Genomic DNA, 15555 nt, shown 5'->3' on the forward strand with positions numbered 1-15555 from the left:
CTATTTTGCCTCCGCAGCTTTTTTAGCAGCTGTTTCAACTGGAGCAGCGCAAAGCTTTTTGTCTTTAGCTGCTTTCAAAGTTTTCAAAGAGTAATCAGTCACGTCAGAGATACGACCGTTCAAAGTGCTTGTCGCAGCTAAATCGATCGAACCTTTAAGAGTTTTAGAAGTCGCATCGCAAGGAACTTCCCAAGTCAAAGTACAGTCTTGCTTATGGTTGCCTGTAGAAGAAACCGCGCAAGAAACTTGTGGATTGCCTGGCAAGACAGAGTTTTTAGTTTCTACTGCCACAACTGCGTTTCTGTTGTTTGAAGAAGCAGAGAAGTGAAGAACGATCTTTTCGCCCGGAGAAACTTCGAGCCCTTGCTTGCCGAGACCAGAAACGTCAAAGCGAGGAGCTGTAATTGTTTTTGTGTAAACAATTTTAACCTGAACCAAAGTTTCTGGTGTCGAAAGACCATTAGGGCTGAAGGCCTTAACCGTGAAGCGAACACGAGTGCCATCGGCTTGTGACATAATACTGCCGTTTTGAGCTAATTGAGGTTGAACTGCGATGTTTTTAGTATCGAAGATCAAATTGAATTTCCATTTAGAGTTACCAAGGTACTCAGGCTCTTTTTTAGAAAGGTCAGCGATAACGTAACGAGAACCATCAAGCTCTTGGTAGTCTTTACCGATTGAAGTCGCTTGACCATCGTAGCTGATCAGAGGACGAGGTTTCTGAGTGGATTTACCATCGATACCTGGAACCGTTACAATTATAGAGAATGGTGTCAATTGGTCTTCAGAAACTTCAGCGTTCAAGCCGGAAACTTTCAAAGAAGACGGAGCGATTGTTGTTTTAGTTACGAAAAGAATTTTATCAAGTTCCTTAACCATACCTTTTAAAGTAGCTGCATTTTTCGCCTGACCAGCGTCAGTAACAGTTGCAACCAATTTGATTTGGATGGACTTCAATGCGCTGTCAGATCCCACCGTGTACATAGGTGGATTCCAAGAAAGAACATAAACGTCTTTTTCAGTTGGAGATGGTCTTAAAGATGCGCCATCTGGAAGGTTTGTCGCAGTCAGGCCGACAGTTGCACCTGGAACTGGTAGGGAAGCGCGGATCGAATAAGATTTAGCTTCGCCTTCTTTAAAGATCATTTCAGAGTCTGCAGTTAACAAGATCATAGAGCTTGTCACGCCTGTTTCTTTGATGATTTTCTCAACTTGTTTTTCAACGACAACTTCGTTGGTTACTGTTCGAGGTTTATCTGGACCCATCTCAGTGATCGTCTTTGCTTGAGCGCGCATGTCTTGAAGGTCCGAAGACGGACTCTTCTGCCAGCCATCACATGCTGTGAGAGCCATTGCTGCTGGGATCACGATCATCAAACTTTTTACCGTCTTCATATAAACCTCTCAAGTACCTTTATTCAAACTAGCGAGCAGATACGCGCATCAATTCGAATGGGTAAAGAACATCTACGTTTACTTTTCCTACTGGTTTCGGGAACTGCCATGATTTCATTTTCGCGATCATGCAGTTTTCAACAGTGCGCGAACCCAATGAGCTTTGCGCTACTTTTGCTGTTGTGATACGACCATTTGGTCCGATCACGAAGTCTACCGCTACACGACCACCGATAGATGGTTGAGCTTGAAGACCTTGTTCATAACAATATACGATTTGACCTTTGTTACGGTTGATAACCGCGATGATTTGGTCACGATCCAAACCACCTTCAACAGTTGCTTCAGCATCAAGAGGAAGACTGGAAGCTGCTGTGCCGCCAACCATATTCATCTTACCGTAACCAGCTCTGCCGCCACCAACACCACGAGTTCCGTAACCACCAGCACTTTGTGCTTGGCCACCTTCACCCGCAGAACCAGCGATCAAACCATTACCCGGAAGGTAACCTTTGATACCACCGCGACCTGCAGAACCGACACCGCCACCACCAGAACCAACACCCGCAGAACGGATAGCTTTCATGGAGTTGTTGTCAAGACCCTCGAAACCACGAGTGCCTTTCGGTGTACCACCAAGAGCCGCCAATGCGCCTACGCGTTGTACGCTTTTCGCTTTGTTCGTGTTCACTGTGTATTTCTTAACTTTCAAAGGTTGTTTCTTAACGACTGGTTTATACACCTTGTTAGTCTGTTTGATTTTTTTCTCAGACATCTTAACGTGTGGAACCGGTTTTTGTTCAGCAACCTTTGGAGTCTCCTGTTTTGGAACCACGATAGTTACCAAAGGAGCTTCATCTTTTTTAGTAAAGTAGTGAGCCACGACATAAGTGCTCAGCATGATCAAGGCAACTGCCACTAAGTGACCAACTGCTGTACGAGACAACATGATTTTTAGTTGTTCTTCGTCTCGCTCTTCCGTCAATGTGTACTGAGGGCTGTTTACGTCAGCTTCAGTAGCCAAACGAATACGACCCAAACCAGTCAGCGCTTCACCTTTGGTGCCCATCTTAGAAAGATCGATCTTTTTAAGAAGGCTGTAGGCGATATCATTGTCCTTAAGAACTTTCAAATCTGCCAAGGCCTCAACACGACGTTGATCCTTTAGGTAAACGATGTTCAAGGACTCTGAATCGACCGCAATCGTACGGACTTTTTGGCCCGCGATATTTTCTAAAATTAGTAGTTTTGCTGCGTTCATATTTACGTCCTAGTTTCTTTTCTGATCATCAGCCATTCGATCATTAAATTCTTTTCTTCCGGCCAACAGATCTTCCAACAATTTATCGTTCTCTACCGTCGCTTTCGTATTCAGAGAGCTTTGGTATTTTCCGCGAAGCGCACTTCCATCAAACTTGAATGAGGTGCCTAGTTGCGGTTTGTTCCCTTCGGCCTTCTTAGCTTTGTTTGCAGCTAAAGCGCCTTGGGCACCCAGCATACTCAGCAAGAAGGGCGCCAACAAAATGAGCGTTTTCATAGGCTTTTTCCTCTCTGTAATTGATTTAAACGGCCTTCCAGGTACGAAGCCATAAGTGGATGGCCCATTTTTGTCTCTAGAGTTTTAAGTTTTACAATCTCACCAGCGTTGTTAGGCTCAGCTGCAACAGACTTGCGAGCCGAGGCTAAATCAGAGGCACTTGCCTGTGACGAATTTAGCGCATCCGATACCGCAGACTTCATTTTGCCACTCGCTTGTAATTGAGTGATCAAAGTCATTTCGCGCTTAAGGATGTTTTGGATCTCAGGACGGGCAGTTCTGTAGTCCTGAGCCATTTGCGCCAATGCCGACGAGTTATTTAAAAGATCTTGTTCGCGTTGTTCCGCGAATTTCGCCTTCATCAGGTAGGGTTTAGATTTAGCCTTCAAGATACCCACGTACTGAGCTTGTTCTTGAGGTGTCAAACCTTTAGGCATAGGCAAATTCACCAGATCGCGAACCATTCTATCGTTTTCGATAGCCACGACCTCAAGAGCCATCAGCTGAGCTGTGATGTCACGAGTACGGTTAGCATCAGCAAGTAGGGCATCAGCCTTTGCTAAAAGCTTAATACGCTCCGTGATATCTCTTTGCATTTGACGGTCTGATTTCGTCGAAATCATGTGAGCCGCGATCTGACCTTTAAAGTTAGCAGCTTTGCTATAGAAAGGTTGTTTTTGGATAAACTGAGCCGCAGAGCGGTTGCGGATCTCTTTCATATCCAGAACTGATCTCAAGCTGTTGCTCATACCGTTGCGAGCGAAAACCAACAAGGCAGTTTCATTCAAAACAGCTGGGCTACGACGAAGCTCTGAAGATTGAGCTTTCAATTCTGCGGCAGGGTTTGATGACATCAAAACGAGGCGAGTGCGCATAACCATGGCACGGTCACCCTTGATGCCCAATTTCAAAGCCGCACGGTAGTGACGTTGTGGATTCATGTTAGCAAGGTCCGCCAAGGTTCCCAAACGGAATTCACGGTCTTTTTCTGAGACCTTAGGCATTTTCAAGCGAAGAGCTGTTTTGTACGCATTCGCGAAATCTAATTTCTTCTCATAGTAACCAGTCAATTGCTCAAGCAACGCTTCTTTGCGCGCGGCCGAAACATCTGAGGCGATCAGTTTGTTTAACGCTTGAACGTAGATCTCATCTTCGCCCAGTTTTTGGGCCATAATGGATTCATTCGTATAGAACAAAACCTTTTCTTCAGCATTTGCAGAAGCCAAGTTTGTATTCGTGATACGTTTCAATACCGTGCGCATATCAGATTTTGACGAGTTCGGATTGTTCGCCAAAGCTGCCGCTTGATTCATCAAAGCTTTGCGAGACGTCGCTTCAAATTCAGCTTTGTGAGCCGGGAAGATTGCCGCATAGTTTGCAGCCAATTCTTGAATTTGCTCGTCATTTTTAAGTTGAGCCAAGCTATCTAAAGCCAGGTCCGCAGACTTTTTACGAAGTTCTGGTTTACCTTTTTTATCAGTTGCAAGATCGTTGAATGCAACCGCGGCTTCTTTAAGCTGTTTTTGTTGATAGTTCAAATAAGCCATTTGGTAACGAACTTCGAAAGATTTGCCTTCATCTTTACCTTTTTTAAGGAAGTTGATGTAGGCCGCTCTTTGCAAATTCACGTCGCCAGATTTTTCACCTGCTGCCACTTCGTTAAGAAGGGCGTTCTGACGCTCTTTATCCGACAAATCAGAGTTGTCAGAGATTGCACGGTAAAGCTGAGCCGCAACAGCTGGTTTACCCATATCCATTGCAACTTGTGCCCCGCGAGTCGTCATCTCCGTATCTTCTGGGAATGTGTTCGCATAAATCACATACGAGTTCAAAAGATCTTGATCTGGTTTTAATTTTTTAGAACGGTGAAGCTCCGTTACATAAGTCTTCATCGTCTTTTTCAACTCTTCACATTTAGATGGATCTTTGCACGTATTTTTAAAAGCTTTAGCCGCTTTTTCAAAGTCACGAGTGGATTGACCTGTTTGACCACGATCGTAGTTGATTTTCGCCATACGTACGAAAGCTTCAAGAGTCTCTGTATCAGACAAACCTTCTTGATCCAGGTAGCGACTTAAGATGTCGTGAGCCGCTTGCTTTTGACCAATGCGGTCCGCTTCTTGTGCAAAGTTTAAAAGTAATTCTTTACGTTTTTCTTTAGGGGAGAGGACTTCAAAGCGAGCAATTTCACGAGTCGTGATGTTTCTGCGCGCATAGAAAGTACCAAGGTCACGCACGATATCAGCATGGAAAACTGGATCGTACTTAGATCCTTCTTCGGTATCGCGCGTGATTAGTTCAGGCTTAGAAAGCAAGCCTTCCATAGTTTTTACTGCTGGATTAAGCTTGTCCTGGTTGAAATCACACCAAGCCATATTGTAGATCACCAAAGCACGGTTTTGAAGTTTTCTGTCCTTCAAAGCCACTTCGTAGTTTGCTTTGGCCTCTTTAAATTTACCTTTTTGGAATAGTAAATCACCCAACTCGGCATGCGAGCGGGATACGATATCAGCAGAGATTGATTTTTTCTTTGCATCTTTAGTGATGCTTTGGAAAAGTTCGATGGCTTTATCATTTTGACCAGCCATTTGGTACAAGTGACCCAATTGGAACAAAATCGGACCGTGTTCGTTTAATTTAACTTGGGACAGGATGCTTTCGTAAATTTGAATCGCTTTTTGGCGATCTGCTTTAGAGCCTTTGCAGCCGTCACAATTGGCTTCAACTTCTTGCATAAAGCGCGTACGAGCTCTTTCTGCAAGTGTATCTGCCAAACGTTGTTGCGTTGGTACCCACGAAGGATCTTTAACATCCATCGCCTTAAGAACGCGCTCCATCTTGCCGACGACAAGATCTTGCGTGTCGGAGTTCATCTTTTCCGCGCGAGCGATCTGTGTATACAGAGCGCCAGCCAGAATCGGACTAATAATTAGGAGGCGTTTAAGTGTTCTCATTGTTTTGGTACCACCGCAAATTTAAGTTTTTCGATACCTGCCAAGGAACCAGCCTTGATGATTGGATCTAGGTCAGCGTATTTCATTTCGGTGTCAGCTTGGATCATCAATTCGATTTCTTCTTTAGAGTCTTTTTTCAAAGCTTCTAGTTTTGATCCCAACTGGCTTCCGACAACACGTTCGTCATTTACGAAGTAATTGCCTTTTTCGATTCTCAAAATCGCCATTTCTTTATCCACACCTTGAGCGTGTTCTGCGATTGGCAGATTCATTTGACCACTTTTAACTTCAATACCGTTTGATTGCGTACCAATTAAAAGATAGATCACGATGATAGAAAAAGCGTCGATCAATGATGTTAACGGCAACGCCAGAGCCAAGTTGGCTCCGCCAGAGGATTTCTTTTTACCACCTGGTTTTAGCGTTTGAGTTTCCATCAAAGGAGAACGTTGTTTATTGACGTTAACAAATGAAGTTCTCATATAATTACCCTAGTGGGGACAAGCCCACGCCTTCAAATGAGTTTTGCTTCAACTTATCCATCACTCGGATCACATCACCATAATTGGTCTGTGCGCCGGGACGAACAATGCTTGTTTTAAGATCAGGCCATTGGGCTTTCAAAGTTTTCAATTTTGCTTCAAGAGTTGTTAGGTCCACACCTTGAGCAGATCTAGCGATACGGTCTTCTAAAGTTTTAGCTTTAGGAATATCGCGCAAAGAAAGTTGCATACTGCCGTCTGCTTCCATCGTCACCCATAGTGACGGGGGATTCACAGCTCCAGCAGTGGAGTTGTCGCCAATGGCTTGCTTCGTATCAAGAGTACCGATTTGCAACCATACCGCCGTCAAAAGCAAGAAGCAGATGAGTACGGAAAGGATGTCGAGGATCGGTAGGATATTGATCTCGAAGTTTAATTTGTCGTTGTTACCTGATGATGCGCTCATAAAGCCCTCTCAGTTATTAGTTTAATTACTTAAGTGCTTTTTCTTTTTTGTCAGAAACTGGAGCGTAGTGGTAACCAAGTTGGATGAACAAATTCAAAGCGGCTTTATTCAAATCCTCAGTCAAACGAGTCGCTCTGTTTTGCAAGACCGCGTACATGATCAACGCTGGAACCGCTACTACTAGACCGTAAGCTGTTGTATTCATCGCCAAAGAGATACCTTGTGACAAGATCGCTGCTTTTTCTGCTGGGTTCGCGTTAGCGATACCGGCGAAAGAGTGGATCAAACCAGTGATAGTACCCAATAGACCCAACAACGTTGCTACGTTGGCAAACATCGCCAAGAAACCGATACGTTTTTCAACACGGCTAGATTCTTCAAGAAGGATTTCATCCATTTTAAGTTGGATCTCTTCTTTACCACCCATATCAATAGCTGCCTGGATGCCTGCAGAAGCCACAACGCCCAATGGTTGCGTCAAACCCATTTGCATAGAGCGACGTAGTGCCTGGTCCAATTTGCCGGCTTTAATGTCGTCTGCGATCGTTTTAGACATATCCTTTTGGTTGACCTTGCGGTTCATGAACAAAGCAATAGAGCGCTCAGCAATAATAGCTACAGATACGATTTGAGCAGCCAAGATAGTCCACATCCAAATTGCATCTCCTGAAGTAAAACCGCGACCAAGTGACATTAGAAATTCCATGTATATCCTCCGGGGTTAAAAGTTTTCCCGAAGCCTTATGAGCAAGGCCAGTGCCATGGAATAAAAGCCTGCAATCAGGTACTTGCCTCAACTCGAGACGTCTAAATTGTCACTGAGAGACAAAATTTGGCGCACTTTGAGGCGTTCCGTAAGATTCCGAAAGGACTCTTTTTTCTCTAAAAAGAGGGGTGGAACCGTCAAAAACTAAGGCATGGTCCCGTTTCATTGTGAAACGGTTTTCGCATAAAAAAACCGATCCTTTGCGGGGATCGGTAGATTTGCTATTCAATTTGCAATGGCCATAACTATTCGAGATGAGTTCTTTGCATCATGCTGCGATCGCATTTACCAGTGAAAGCATGATCGGTCGCACGTTTCTTTGGAGCGTTCTCAAAGAATCTGCGGATACCTGGAACATTCACTGACACCATCTGGGCCATTTGCGCTTCGGACGGCGTGTGAGTTTCACCCATCTCGAATAACAAAGACCAAATACCGTGCTTCCAATAGGCGTAATCCTCAAAAGCGCCATCAGCTGCGTAAAGCATGTCTTTTGAATTACCAACGTCATAACCACTTTCAACCACAGCATCTTTGGAAAGCTGGATGAACTTCGCGTCGTCTTTAGTTCCCACATCACGAGTTGAAAAACCCCACGGATAAAGAACTGCAGGCCAGTGTGTGTGAAGTGTGGCAGAGCTGATGATATTTTTCTGATCAATGAAGTTTGCGAGAGCTTGCGTCGCTTTTGATTTAAATGGCTTCCCCGTGATACATGGTCCTGGGTAATCGCGGTTTTGATCGACACTTCCTGACGACAAGCGCTCATAACGAGAGCGAGAGTTGAATCCCGGAATATTCAGCACTGGAATAATATAAACGGTGTGACCCTTAATAGGGTTTTTTGCAAAAGCTTCAGCCGCACCCATAGCGACAGCGGTGGACCCATATTCGTTCCCGTGGTGTGTCCCGACGATTAGATCAGCAGTTTCACCGTCGCCAATTTTGATGCCGACAATGTTCTGACCCGAATCAGAAACTCCGATATCGATCACTTGGGCTGTTGTTGGATAGGCTGCCTGAATCTGTTGCAACGTCTGAACGACTGTCGCGTAATTTTGCACAGGAGCATTCGAAGGAGATACTAAAAGAGAAAATAAAAGTTCTAGCATGAGTACACGATGCTGAGTTCACGCAAGACTTGTCAAAAGGCTAAGGTAGATCCAAATTGAAACTAGACTTAAGCACAAGAATGTTTAGTGGGGCGAATTCTAGGAGATCGTCGCAAATTTGCGAACGTACTCGATCACTGAAGATTTAAATTCCTCTGGTAATCCTACGAATCGAAGTCCGGCATAGCCATCATTTCCCATGTAAACCACTTCACAAGAGGTGGTGATGGTTTGATACAAATTGGGGCTTGTTAATGTCGCAAAAAACTTCTGACCAATTTGCAAAGCTTCGGCATCATTGATTCCCAGGCCACCCTCACTGATCGAGATCACTCGGCATTTTATAGGGGCCGAGGTTTCGTTCGGTTCAAATTCCAAAGTTCCCACGATGGGTACTCGCGGATGAGATCTGCGACTAATACCTAAGTCGTCAACCACTTGTTGAAGGGCGTAAACTTCCTTCCAAGTTTTTCCGGTGTCTGAAGAGATATACACTTGTGAAAGATCCGTCATTTTTTTTAGGAAAGCGATCATGTCTGAATACTTCAAAGGATCTTTGTTGATTTTGCCTTCAATGCGAGTCATCCAAACTTTGCTTTGATCTCCAGCCGGCGCAACGGCTGGAAGGTCCTTGATTTTCGCACGCCATTTCGCCGGTGTTTCCCACTCGCCTTGGCCGCGTCCCCAGATAGAAGGCTCTTTGAAAGATGCTATCTGCGATTCCACTTCGTCTGGTTCAAATGGACCTGTCACTTGACCTTCATTCAAGATAAACCAAATTTTCGACATTGCGAAGACACCCTTCTGAAAACTGTATTGCCTTTATTACAGCGAAAGGTATATCACTTTGTCTAGGAGATTTACGAATGAAGTACATTATCGCAGGCACTGACCGTCCTGATTCTAAAACATTGAAGCTCGCAGAGTACGTGCAAAGACTCTATAAAGAGCAGGGTGAGGCTGTTGAAATTATCGACCTCAAAGACGTGAAGGCGCACCTTCACACAGGTCCTCACTACGGAAAAGAGCACTCAGGCTTACAGCCGTATCTGGATAAGTTGGTTGCTTCTGAGGGTTTGATCGTGATCTGTCCTGAGTACAATGGATCGATGCCGGGAGCGCTGAAGTACTTTATCGACCACATGAAATTTCCAGAAACTTTTGAATATCGGCCCGTATGTTTTATCGGCTTGGGATGGATGTTCGGAGGACTTCGTCCGGTAGAGCACCTTCAGCAGATCTTTGGTTATAGAAATGCATTTATCTTTCCAGAGCGCATTTTCATCACGAATGCTCCAAAGGTCTTAGATGACCAAGGGGAGCCACAGGATGAAATGATCAAAAAGTTGTTAGTGAAACAAATCACGGGCTTCCGCAATTTTGTTTCAGCACTTTCTGCATTTAAACTCGACGCGAACTCTCTTATTGCGTCAAAGAAGTAGTCGTCACGGAAGCGGGCTGGCGGTTGTCAGCCACGCTTTTCTCTGTCAGACGAGATTCAAAATAGACCAATCCCACAAGAATAAGTGCTGCCAAAGCCCACTTTGAGTGGCTAATGGTGCGAAGAACAGAACTTTTAAGGTCAGATCGAAACATAAGTTTACTCCCTGAATCCTTATTTTCACCTCTTCGTAAAACTCTACGCAACTGACGAAGCGGTAATGTGAAGTGCTGCGTTATGACTATTGGTCCAGCTGCTGACAAGAGCACTGAGATTCCCTACACTTAGGAAGCTTATTCAAAATCAAACGGGAGTTGCGATATCGAACACCAAGACCATGGTCATAAAAACACCAATTTAGCGATGCTATCTTTGGCCGCGTTGGGCATCGTGTTTGGTGATATCGGAACAAGTCCCCTGTACGCCCTTCGTGAATGTTTCGGTGGAGAGTACGGCCTGGCGGTTTCACCAGAAAATGTGATCGGCATCCTGTCTCTGATCGTATGGACGATGATCTCTACAATCTGTGTAAAGTACATGGCGTACGTTATGCGTGCGGATAATAAAGGCGAAGGCGGAATCTTATCCTTGATGGCGCTGGCGGTGCGCAGTCAACATACGAAAGATATTACGCATCGTCGTTGGGTGATGACGATTCTAGGGTTGTTTGGTGCGGCTCTTCTTTACGGGGATGGTGTTATCACCCCGGCAATCTCGGTTTTGTCGGCGATGGAAGGTCTCAAAATCGTCACGAATCAGTTCGACCCGTACATTATCCCCATCACCATCTTCATCATCAATGCCTTATTCTTAATGCAAAGGTACGGTACGGGCCGAATCGGGGTCATTTTTGGTCCGATCCTGTTGTTGTGGTTTACAACTTTGGGAGTTCTAGGAGTGAATGGTCTTATTAGTAACCCTTCCATCTTGGAAGCGTTATGGCCACATCACGCTCTGGAGTTTTTCTTCAGAAATGGAGTTCATGGTTTTCTGGTTCTAGGTTCCGTGGTCCTTGTTGTGACCGGTGGTGAAGCTTTGTATGCGGATATGGGGCACTTCGGAAAAACGCCGATTCGTATGGCCTGGTTTTTTGTCGCATTACCCGCGTTGATTTTGAATTACTTCGGTCAGGGCGCTTTGCTTTTGACAAACTCGGATGCGATTTCAAATCCGTTTTATATGTTGGCACCGAAATGGGCCGTGATACCTATGGTCTGCTTAAGTACGACAGCTGCAGTCATTGCGTCTCAAGCATTGATCTCTGGAGTTTTCTCCATCACTCGACAGGCGATTCAGCTGGGCTTCTGTCCTCGTATTAATATCGTTCACACATCTTCACAAGAGATCGGTCAGATTTATATTCCTGCGATCAATTGGTCCTTGTTCGTGGGTGTTGTGTGGTTGGTTCTGACATTTAAAACATCCAGTAATTTGGCGGCGGCGTACGGGATTGCTGTGACTGGAACCATGGTTATCACGACAATTCTTGCCTACGAAGTAGCTCGTCAAAAGTGGAATTGGAGTTTCTTTAAGGCTGCCGGGATTTTCGGGGTGTTCTTTATCATCGACATGGCTTTCTTTGCGGCGAATTTCCATAAAATCCCACACGGCGGTTGGGTTCCGTTGGTGATTGGCGCTGTGATCTATCTGTTGATGACAACATGGCAAAAAGGCCGCCAGGTCTTGTTCCGCCGTTTGAAAGAGCGTTCCATGCCCACAGAAGACTTTATGTTGAAGCTTTTGCGTGAACCGCCGATTCGCGTTCCAGGAACTGCCATTTACATGTCAGGGGATCCTTGGGGGGTGCCTGCGCCCTTGCTGCATAATCTAAAGCACAATAAAGTCCTGCATCAGCGTGTGGCGATCTTAACGATCCAAACGCGCGAGGTTCCGTTTGTGTCTAAGAAAGACAATATTTCGATTCAAGAGATTGTTCCAAATTTTTATCGCATCTTAGCTTATTACGGCTTTATGGAAACGCCAAAGATGAAGCATATTTTGGAAGCTTGTCGCAATAAAGACATCAATTTTAACGTGAATGAAACAACGTTCGTATTGGGACGTGAGACCATTATTGCAACCAAAGGTGCTCCACGGAAAGACGAACCTCAAATGTCTCACTGGCGTGAGCGATTGTTTGCGGTGATGTCTAAGAATGCCCAACGTCCCACGGCGTTCTTCCGCATTCCTCCGAATCAGGTGATCGAAGTCGGTATCCAAGTAGAGATCTAGACAATTCTTCACATGTGCGAAGTCGCGATGGTGTCGGGAAGTTTTTTTCCCGTTAAAAGTTGTATCAACTCTTGCTTTGCATCGCGACCATCTTCGTAACCTATTTCCAATAAGGTCTGCACATAGTTTTCTTCAAATAAAAGAAAGCTTGAAAGCTCCGCAGATTCCTCCAGACCTCCCAGACCTCGTAACAGATAGCGAATCATTCGGGGCAGCTCGTGGGCATGTTGTGCTGCGATTTCAGAAAAGTCACGAGACGGGGAGATCCATAAGACGTCGATCGGCTTCACGGTCAGCTTTTTTCTTTCGGCATGATGAATCTTTGAAATCGCTAAATTAATTCTTTCAATTCGTTCGATATCAAATTCGATTCCATCGCTCATCAGGGCGTGGAGCAGAACACTCGCAACACGTGCTACACTCGGCGCTTCCGCAGGCGCAACCTCGGGAGACGTATAGCAAGCCTCCTGTTGGCGTCTGACACCGATGGCAAGCAGTCGCTCGGCTCCCATGTAAATCGCGGGAGCGCACGGGCTGAAGTTCCGAATCGACCCATCCCCGTAGTATCTGGAATCCACTGCAATCGCTGGGAATAAAACCGGGATGGCCGACGATGCCATGACGTGATCGACGTTGATTTGAGATCTCACTGCTTGTCTTCGTACTCTTTCCCATAACTCTATGTCCTCCGCACCTTGGATAAAGGTGACTGTTGAAGACGAGTGAAAATCCAGCGCTGAGATTCCCACGCCGCGAATTATTCCCTCGTTGATTTTTTTTTGAATATTTTCAAAGCGACAATTTTTAGAAATAAGATTTCGTAAAGGGGAGGTGTTTAGTAATGACTTTCCTGGCGTTCGCTTCAAGCCACCACTTGATAAATCCATCAACCAATGCAAAGCCACGCCCGTCACAGACAAAGGATCTGATTCAAAGACATCATCACTGCTAAGGGCTCCCCAGATATCACGCAGACTATCGCATGCCTCATGAAAACAACCGGGGTGAGATGTGAGAGCACAAGCATTAATAGCCCCCGCACTGACTCCTGTGAACACGCCAAAGGGATTGTCGATTGAGAGTTCTCTACATATCTCAGCCACAGCTGTTAATACGCCGACTTGATAAGCGCCTCGGGCGCCTCCACCTGATAAAACCAGGCCTAAGTTCGACATCATTTCAGGACTCCTTTTGGACTTGTTGGCAGCAACAAATCTTGAGAAACTGGGTACGAAGACGAAGTTAGAATAGAGATTTATTTTTCTATTCGCTCTAGTGAAAGAGCTATTTAACTTCGCTAAGGGCGCCAACGGCGCCCTTCTTTTTTTCCAAGGTCTGATTTAATGTGAAGCGCGGGAGTTTTGATACGCCTGCTGCTCGGCTCTTCTTTCTGCTTCCAGTATCTCTGATAAATGGGTGCGACGACTTTTTACGGTGCGGTCGACTTTGTTTAAATAAGTCGCCAAGTGATGAAACAGCTTTTCTGTTTCGGAGTCGGTTTCCAGACGTCCTTCTTCGCCTTTAATTTCTTCAATCAAACGATCAATGATGAAGAGTGCAGCGTTTAAGTTCACGCCCACATCATGCAAAAACTCCGTCTCCTTGTAGAGCTCGAGATTCGCCATAAATTCCCCCTTCAAAAAATTATCCAAGGCCCGGGCCCCCTTCACAACATGTAGCATTGCAAAAAAGGCACCCGCCGATTTTTGGAATTCGGGTCAGCACACGCATCGCGTGAACATTTTATATCGCGCTGCTGGAGCCAAAATGAACATCACTTGGAAACCAATTGCGAAATCGAACCTGCTCAATTTTTAGGCTGCGTCGCCTCTTGTTCGCGGAAATATTAGATTATTGTCAGAATTTGGTGTTGAAATAGGACTGAAGTCCTGGCACTTTCATTGCTTATGTTCAAATTGGCTCCATTTTGGGACCACTTTGAAAGTTTTAGGTGAAGGCAAGTGAATGCGAAACGACAGCCAACTGAGTGAGCTGGAACCAATCATTAGAGTTTATTTAAAAGTATTTACGATTAACAACGATTCGACAAAAGGGGATTCAAACCAGTGAAAAAACAAATCATTTCATCACTGATTTTGGCAGGTTCTTTGGTTGCAGCAGTATCTGCTCATGCTGAAGAGAAACAAACAGCAAACACAAGTTCAGTTAAAGTAACTGACGTTCAAAAAAAGGACGAGACAGTTCCAGGTGACTTGGATCAAGAAATCACAAACGCAAAAATGCGTGCTGAATCTGGTTCTAAATCTAAATGGTCTATCTCAACATCATTGAATTACAATGGTGGTAACCTTGAGACTCCATTCAGCGCGAAACGTCCGAATTATGCGGGTGTTTCCACTCAAGATACTTCGACAAGCATGTCTGCAGATATCGCTGTAGCGCTTCGTTTGACTTCTCGTGATCAACTTCGCTTGGGTACTGGTGTGACTGTTAAAACTCCATTCCAAAACACATACGAAGAGTCAACAAACCAAAATGGCGCAAGAAAAGCAGCTGCTTCTGCTCCTTACGTTTCTTGGGGCCGTTCATTCCGTGCTTGGAATTTGCAACAATCTATCGGCGCGACAGGTTCTTATGAAACGAACCCAAGCTATACAGACGCGGGGTATATCGGTACAGGTTCTGTTGATTACACAATCCTAGGTGAAATCCCGAACTCAAACTGGCAACCAGGTTTCGCAGTAACTATCGCTTACACAGCGTTCAGCGACGGCGCACTTGCTTCTGACACAGCTTCAAACACTGAGATGGGTCGTTCAGATTACTCCATCGGTTTGTATCCATTCATCGAATACGCATTCAACGACAGATACTCGTTCAGAACAGTATTCCGTCCAGCAAACTTCGATCACTACCGTAACGACTCTGGCGACACGTTCTACCACAACATGTGGACGCAATCAGTAGGTGTTGGTATCGCGGTTACTCGTGACATTTACTTGTACCCGAATTTCCAATTCGCTCCTGAATATGTACAAGCTGACACTACGAACGTCGGTATGTCTGCTACAATCAACGTATTCTAATCTTAGCGATACAGTTGAAATTAAAAAGGCAGCTCCTGAAAAGGACTGCCTTTTTTTATTTGGTTCCAGGTACCTTTTCCTTCACCCATCACATATAAAAAAAGGCTCTTGCGGGAGCCTTTA

General features: G+C 45.1%; 15 protein-coding genes. 3 read left to right on the plus strand and 12 right to left on the minus strand.

Going from position 1 to position 15555, the window contains the following annotated elements; genetic code table 11:
• The 9 genes from B9G69_RS13850 to B9G69_RS13890 form a co-directional block, all read right to left on the minus strand.
• Complete coding sequence (locus B9G69_RS13850; RefSeq protein ID WP_088614611.1) at positions 1–1395, minus strand: hypothetical protein; 1395 nt, start codon at positions 1393–1395, stop codon at positions 1–3.
• A 28-nt stretch (positions 1396–1423) separates the two neighbouring features.
• Complete coding sequence (locus tag B9G69_RS13855; protein ID WP_088614612.1) at positions 1424–2656, minus strand: AgmX/PglI C-terminal domain-containing protein; 1233 nt, start codon at positions 2654–2656, stop codon at positions 1424–1426.
• A gap of 9 nt (positions 2657–2665) precedes the next feature.
• Positions 2666–2932 carry a hypothetical protein gene (locus B9G69_RS13860; protein WP_088614613.1) on the minus strand — a complete coding sequence of 89 codons (267 nt, stop codon included), beginning with the start codon at positions 2930–2932 and terminating at the stop codon, positions 2666–2668.
• Positions 2929–5886, minus strand: a complete 2958-nt coding sequence (locus B9G69_RS13865; protein WP_088614614.1) for a tetratricopeptide repeat protein — start codon at positions 5884–5886, stop codon at positions 2929–2931. The genes B9G69_RS13860 and B9G69_RS13865 overlap by 4 nt, the downstream gene beginning before the upstream one ends.
• Positions 5883–6368: an ExbD/TolR family protein gene (locus B9G69_RS13870; RefSeq protein WP_088614615.1), complete on the minus strand. Its 486-nt coding sequence runs from the start codon at positions 6366–6368 to the stop codon at positions 5883–5885. Before B9G69_RS13870 ends, B9G69_RS13865 begins: the two co-directional genes overlap by 4 nt.
• 4 nt (positions 6369–6372) lie before the next feature.
• A complete protein-coding gene (locus B9G69_RS13875) occupies positions 6373–6834 on the minus strand; it encodes an ExbD/TolR family protein (RefSeq protein WP_088614616.1) in 462 nt (153 codons plus the stop codon).
• Positions 6835–6859: 25 nt separating this feature from the next.
• Positions 6860–7540 carry a MotA/TolQ/ExbB proton channel family protein gene (locus B9G69_RS13880; RefSeq protein ID WP_088614617.1) on the minus strand — a complete coding sequence of 227 codons (681 nt, stop codon included), beginning with the start codon at positions 7538–7540 and terminating at the stop codon, positions 6860–6862.
• A gap of 305 nt (positions 7541–7845) precedes the next feature.
• On the minus strand, positions 7846–8712 hold the full coding sequence (locus tag B9G69_RS13885) for a M14 family zinc carboxypeptidase (RefSeq protein WP_088614618.1): 867 nt from the start codon (positions 8710–8712) through the stop codon (positions 7846–7848).
• A gap of 99 nt (positions 8713–8811) precedes the next feature.
• Positions 8812–9501: a PilZ domain-containing protein gene (locus B9G69_RS13890; protein WP_088614619.1), complete on the minus strand. Its 690-nt coding sequence runs from the start codon at positions 9499–9501 to the stop codon at positions 8812–8814.
• Between the two features lie 77 nt (positions 9502–9578).
• Between B9G69_RS13890 and B9G69_RS13895 the strand changes: the two genes are divergently transcribed.
• Positions 9579–10154, plus strand: coding sequence for an NADPH-dependent FMN reductase (locus tag B9G69_RS13895; RefSeq protein WP_088614620.1), 576 nt, complete (start codon positions 9579–9581; stop codon positions 10152–10154).
• On the opposite strand, the gene B9G69_RS13900 is transcribed toward B9G69_RS13895, so the two are convergent.
• A complete protein-coding gene (locus B9G69_RS13900) occupies positions 10135–10308 on the minus strand; it encodes a hypothetical protein (RefSeq protein ID WP_176400912.1) in 174 nt (57 codons plus the stop codon). The two genes, B9G69_RS13895 and B9G69_RS13900, sit on opposite strands and share 20 nt — an antisense overlap.
• Before the next feature lie 208 nt (positions 10309–10516).
• Here B9G69_RS13900 and B9G69_RS13905 point away from each other — a divergent pair, with 208 nt between their 5' ends.
• Entirely contained in the window at positions 10517–12385 is a 1869-nt protein-coding gene (locus B9G69_RS13905) for a potassium transporter Kup (protein ID WP_265437795.1), read from the plus strand.
• An 8-nt stretch (positions 12386–12393) separates the two neighbouring features.
• On the opposite strand, the gene B9G69_RS13910 is transcribed toward B9G69_RS13905, so the two are convergent.
• Together B9G69_RS13910 and B9G69_RS13915 are read right to left on the minus strand one after the other, a co-directional pair.
• Positions 12394–13563 carry a patatin-like phospholipase family protein gene (locus B9G69_RS13910; RefSeq protein WP_265437796.1) on the minus strand — a complete coding sequence of 390 codons (1170 nt, stop codon included), beginning with the start codon at positions 13561–13563 and terminating at the stop codon, positions 12394–12396.
• 162 nt (positions 13564–13725) lie between these two features.
• Positions 13726–14010: a hypothetical protein gene (locus B9G69_RS13915; protein ID WP_088614622.1), complete on the minus strand. Its 285-nt coding sequence runs from the start codon at positions 14008–14010 to the stop codon at positions 13726–13728.
• 441 nt (positions 14011–14451) lie between these two features.
• On the opposite strand from B9G69_RS13915, the gene B9G69_RS13920 reads away from it, so the two are divergent.
• Complete coding sequence (locus B9G69_RS13920) at positions 14452–15432, plus strand: hypothetical protein (protein WP_088614623.1); 981 nt, start codon at positions 14452–14454, stop codon at positions 15430–15432.
• Positions 15433–15555 lie beyond the last annotated feature (123 nt).

The organism is Bdellovibrio sp. SKB1291214 (assembly GCF_002209355.2).
Taxonomy (GTDB): Bacteria; Bdellovibrionota; Bdellovibrionia; order Bdellovibrionales; family Bdellovibrionaceae; genus Bdellovibrio.

Bases quoted from the DNA above. Each gene is read 5' to 3' on its own strand.
- B9G69_RS13895 (WP_088614620.1), top strand. From the start codon at position 9,579: ATGAAGTACATTATCGCAGGCACTGACCGTCCTGATTCTAAAACATTG.
- B9G69_RS13870 (WP_088614615.1), bottom strand. From the start codon at position 6,368: ATGAGAACTTCATTTGTTAACGTCAATAAACAACGTTCTCCTTTGATG.
- B9G69_RS13855 (WP_088614612.1), bottom strand. From the start codon at position 2,656: ATGAACGCAGCAAAACTACTAATTTTAGAAAATATCGCGGGCCAAAAA.
- B9G69_RS13910 (WP_265437796.1), bottom strand. From the start codon at position 13,563: ATGATGTCGAACTTAGGCCTGGTTTTATCAGGTGGAGGCGCCCGAGGC.
- B9G69_RS13890 (WP_088614619.1), bottom strand. From the start codon at position 9,501: ATGTCGAAAATTTGGTTTATCTTGAATGAAGGTCAAGTGACAGGTCCA.
- B9G69_RS13880 (WP_088614617.1), bottom strand. From the start codon at position 7,540: ATGGAATTTCTAATGTCACTTGGTCGCGGTTTTACTTCAGGAGATGCA.
- B9G69_RS13875 (WP_088614616.1), bottom strand. From the start codon at position 6,834: ATGAGCGCATCATCAGGTAACAACGACAAATTAAACTTCGAGATCAAT.
- B9G69_RS13905 (WP_265437795.1), top strand. From the start codon at position 10,517: ATGCTATCTTTGGCCGCGTTGGGCATCGTGTTTGGTGATATCGGAACA.
- B9G69_RS13860 (WP_088614613.1), bottom strand. From the start codon at position 2,932: ATGAAAACGCTCATTTTGTTGGCGCCCTTCTTGCTGAGTATGCTGGGT.
- B9G69_RS13915 (WP_088614622.1), bottom strand. From the start codon at position 14,010: ATGGCGAATCTCGAGCTCTACAAGGAGACGGAGTTTTTGCATGATGTG.
- B9G69_RS13850 (WP_088614611.1), bottom strand. From the start codon at position 1,395: ATGAAGACGGTAAAAAGTTTGATGATCGTGATCCCAGCAGCAATGGCT.
- B9G69_RS13885 (WP_088614618.1), bottom strand. From the start codon at position 8,712: ATGCTAGAACTTTTATTTTCTCTTTTAGTATCTCCTTCGAATGCTCCT.
- B9G69_RS13900 (WP_176400912.1), bottom strand. From the start codon at position 10,308: ATGTTTCGATCTGACCTTAAAAGTTCTGTTCTTCGCACCATTAGCCAC.
- B9G69_RS13865 (WP_088614614.1), bottom strand. From the start codon at position 5,886: ATGAGAACACTTAAACGCCTCCTAATTATTAGTCCGATTCTGGCTGGC.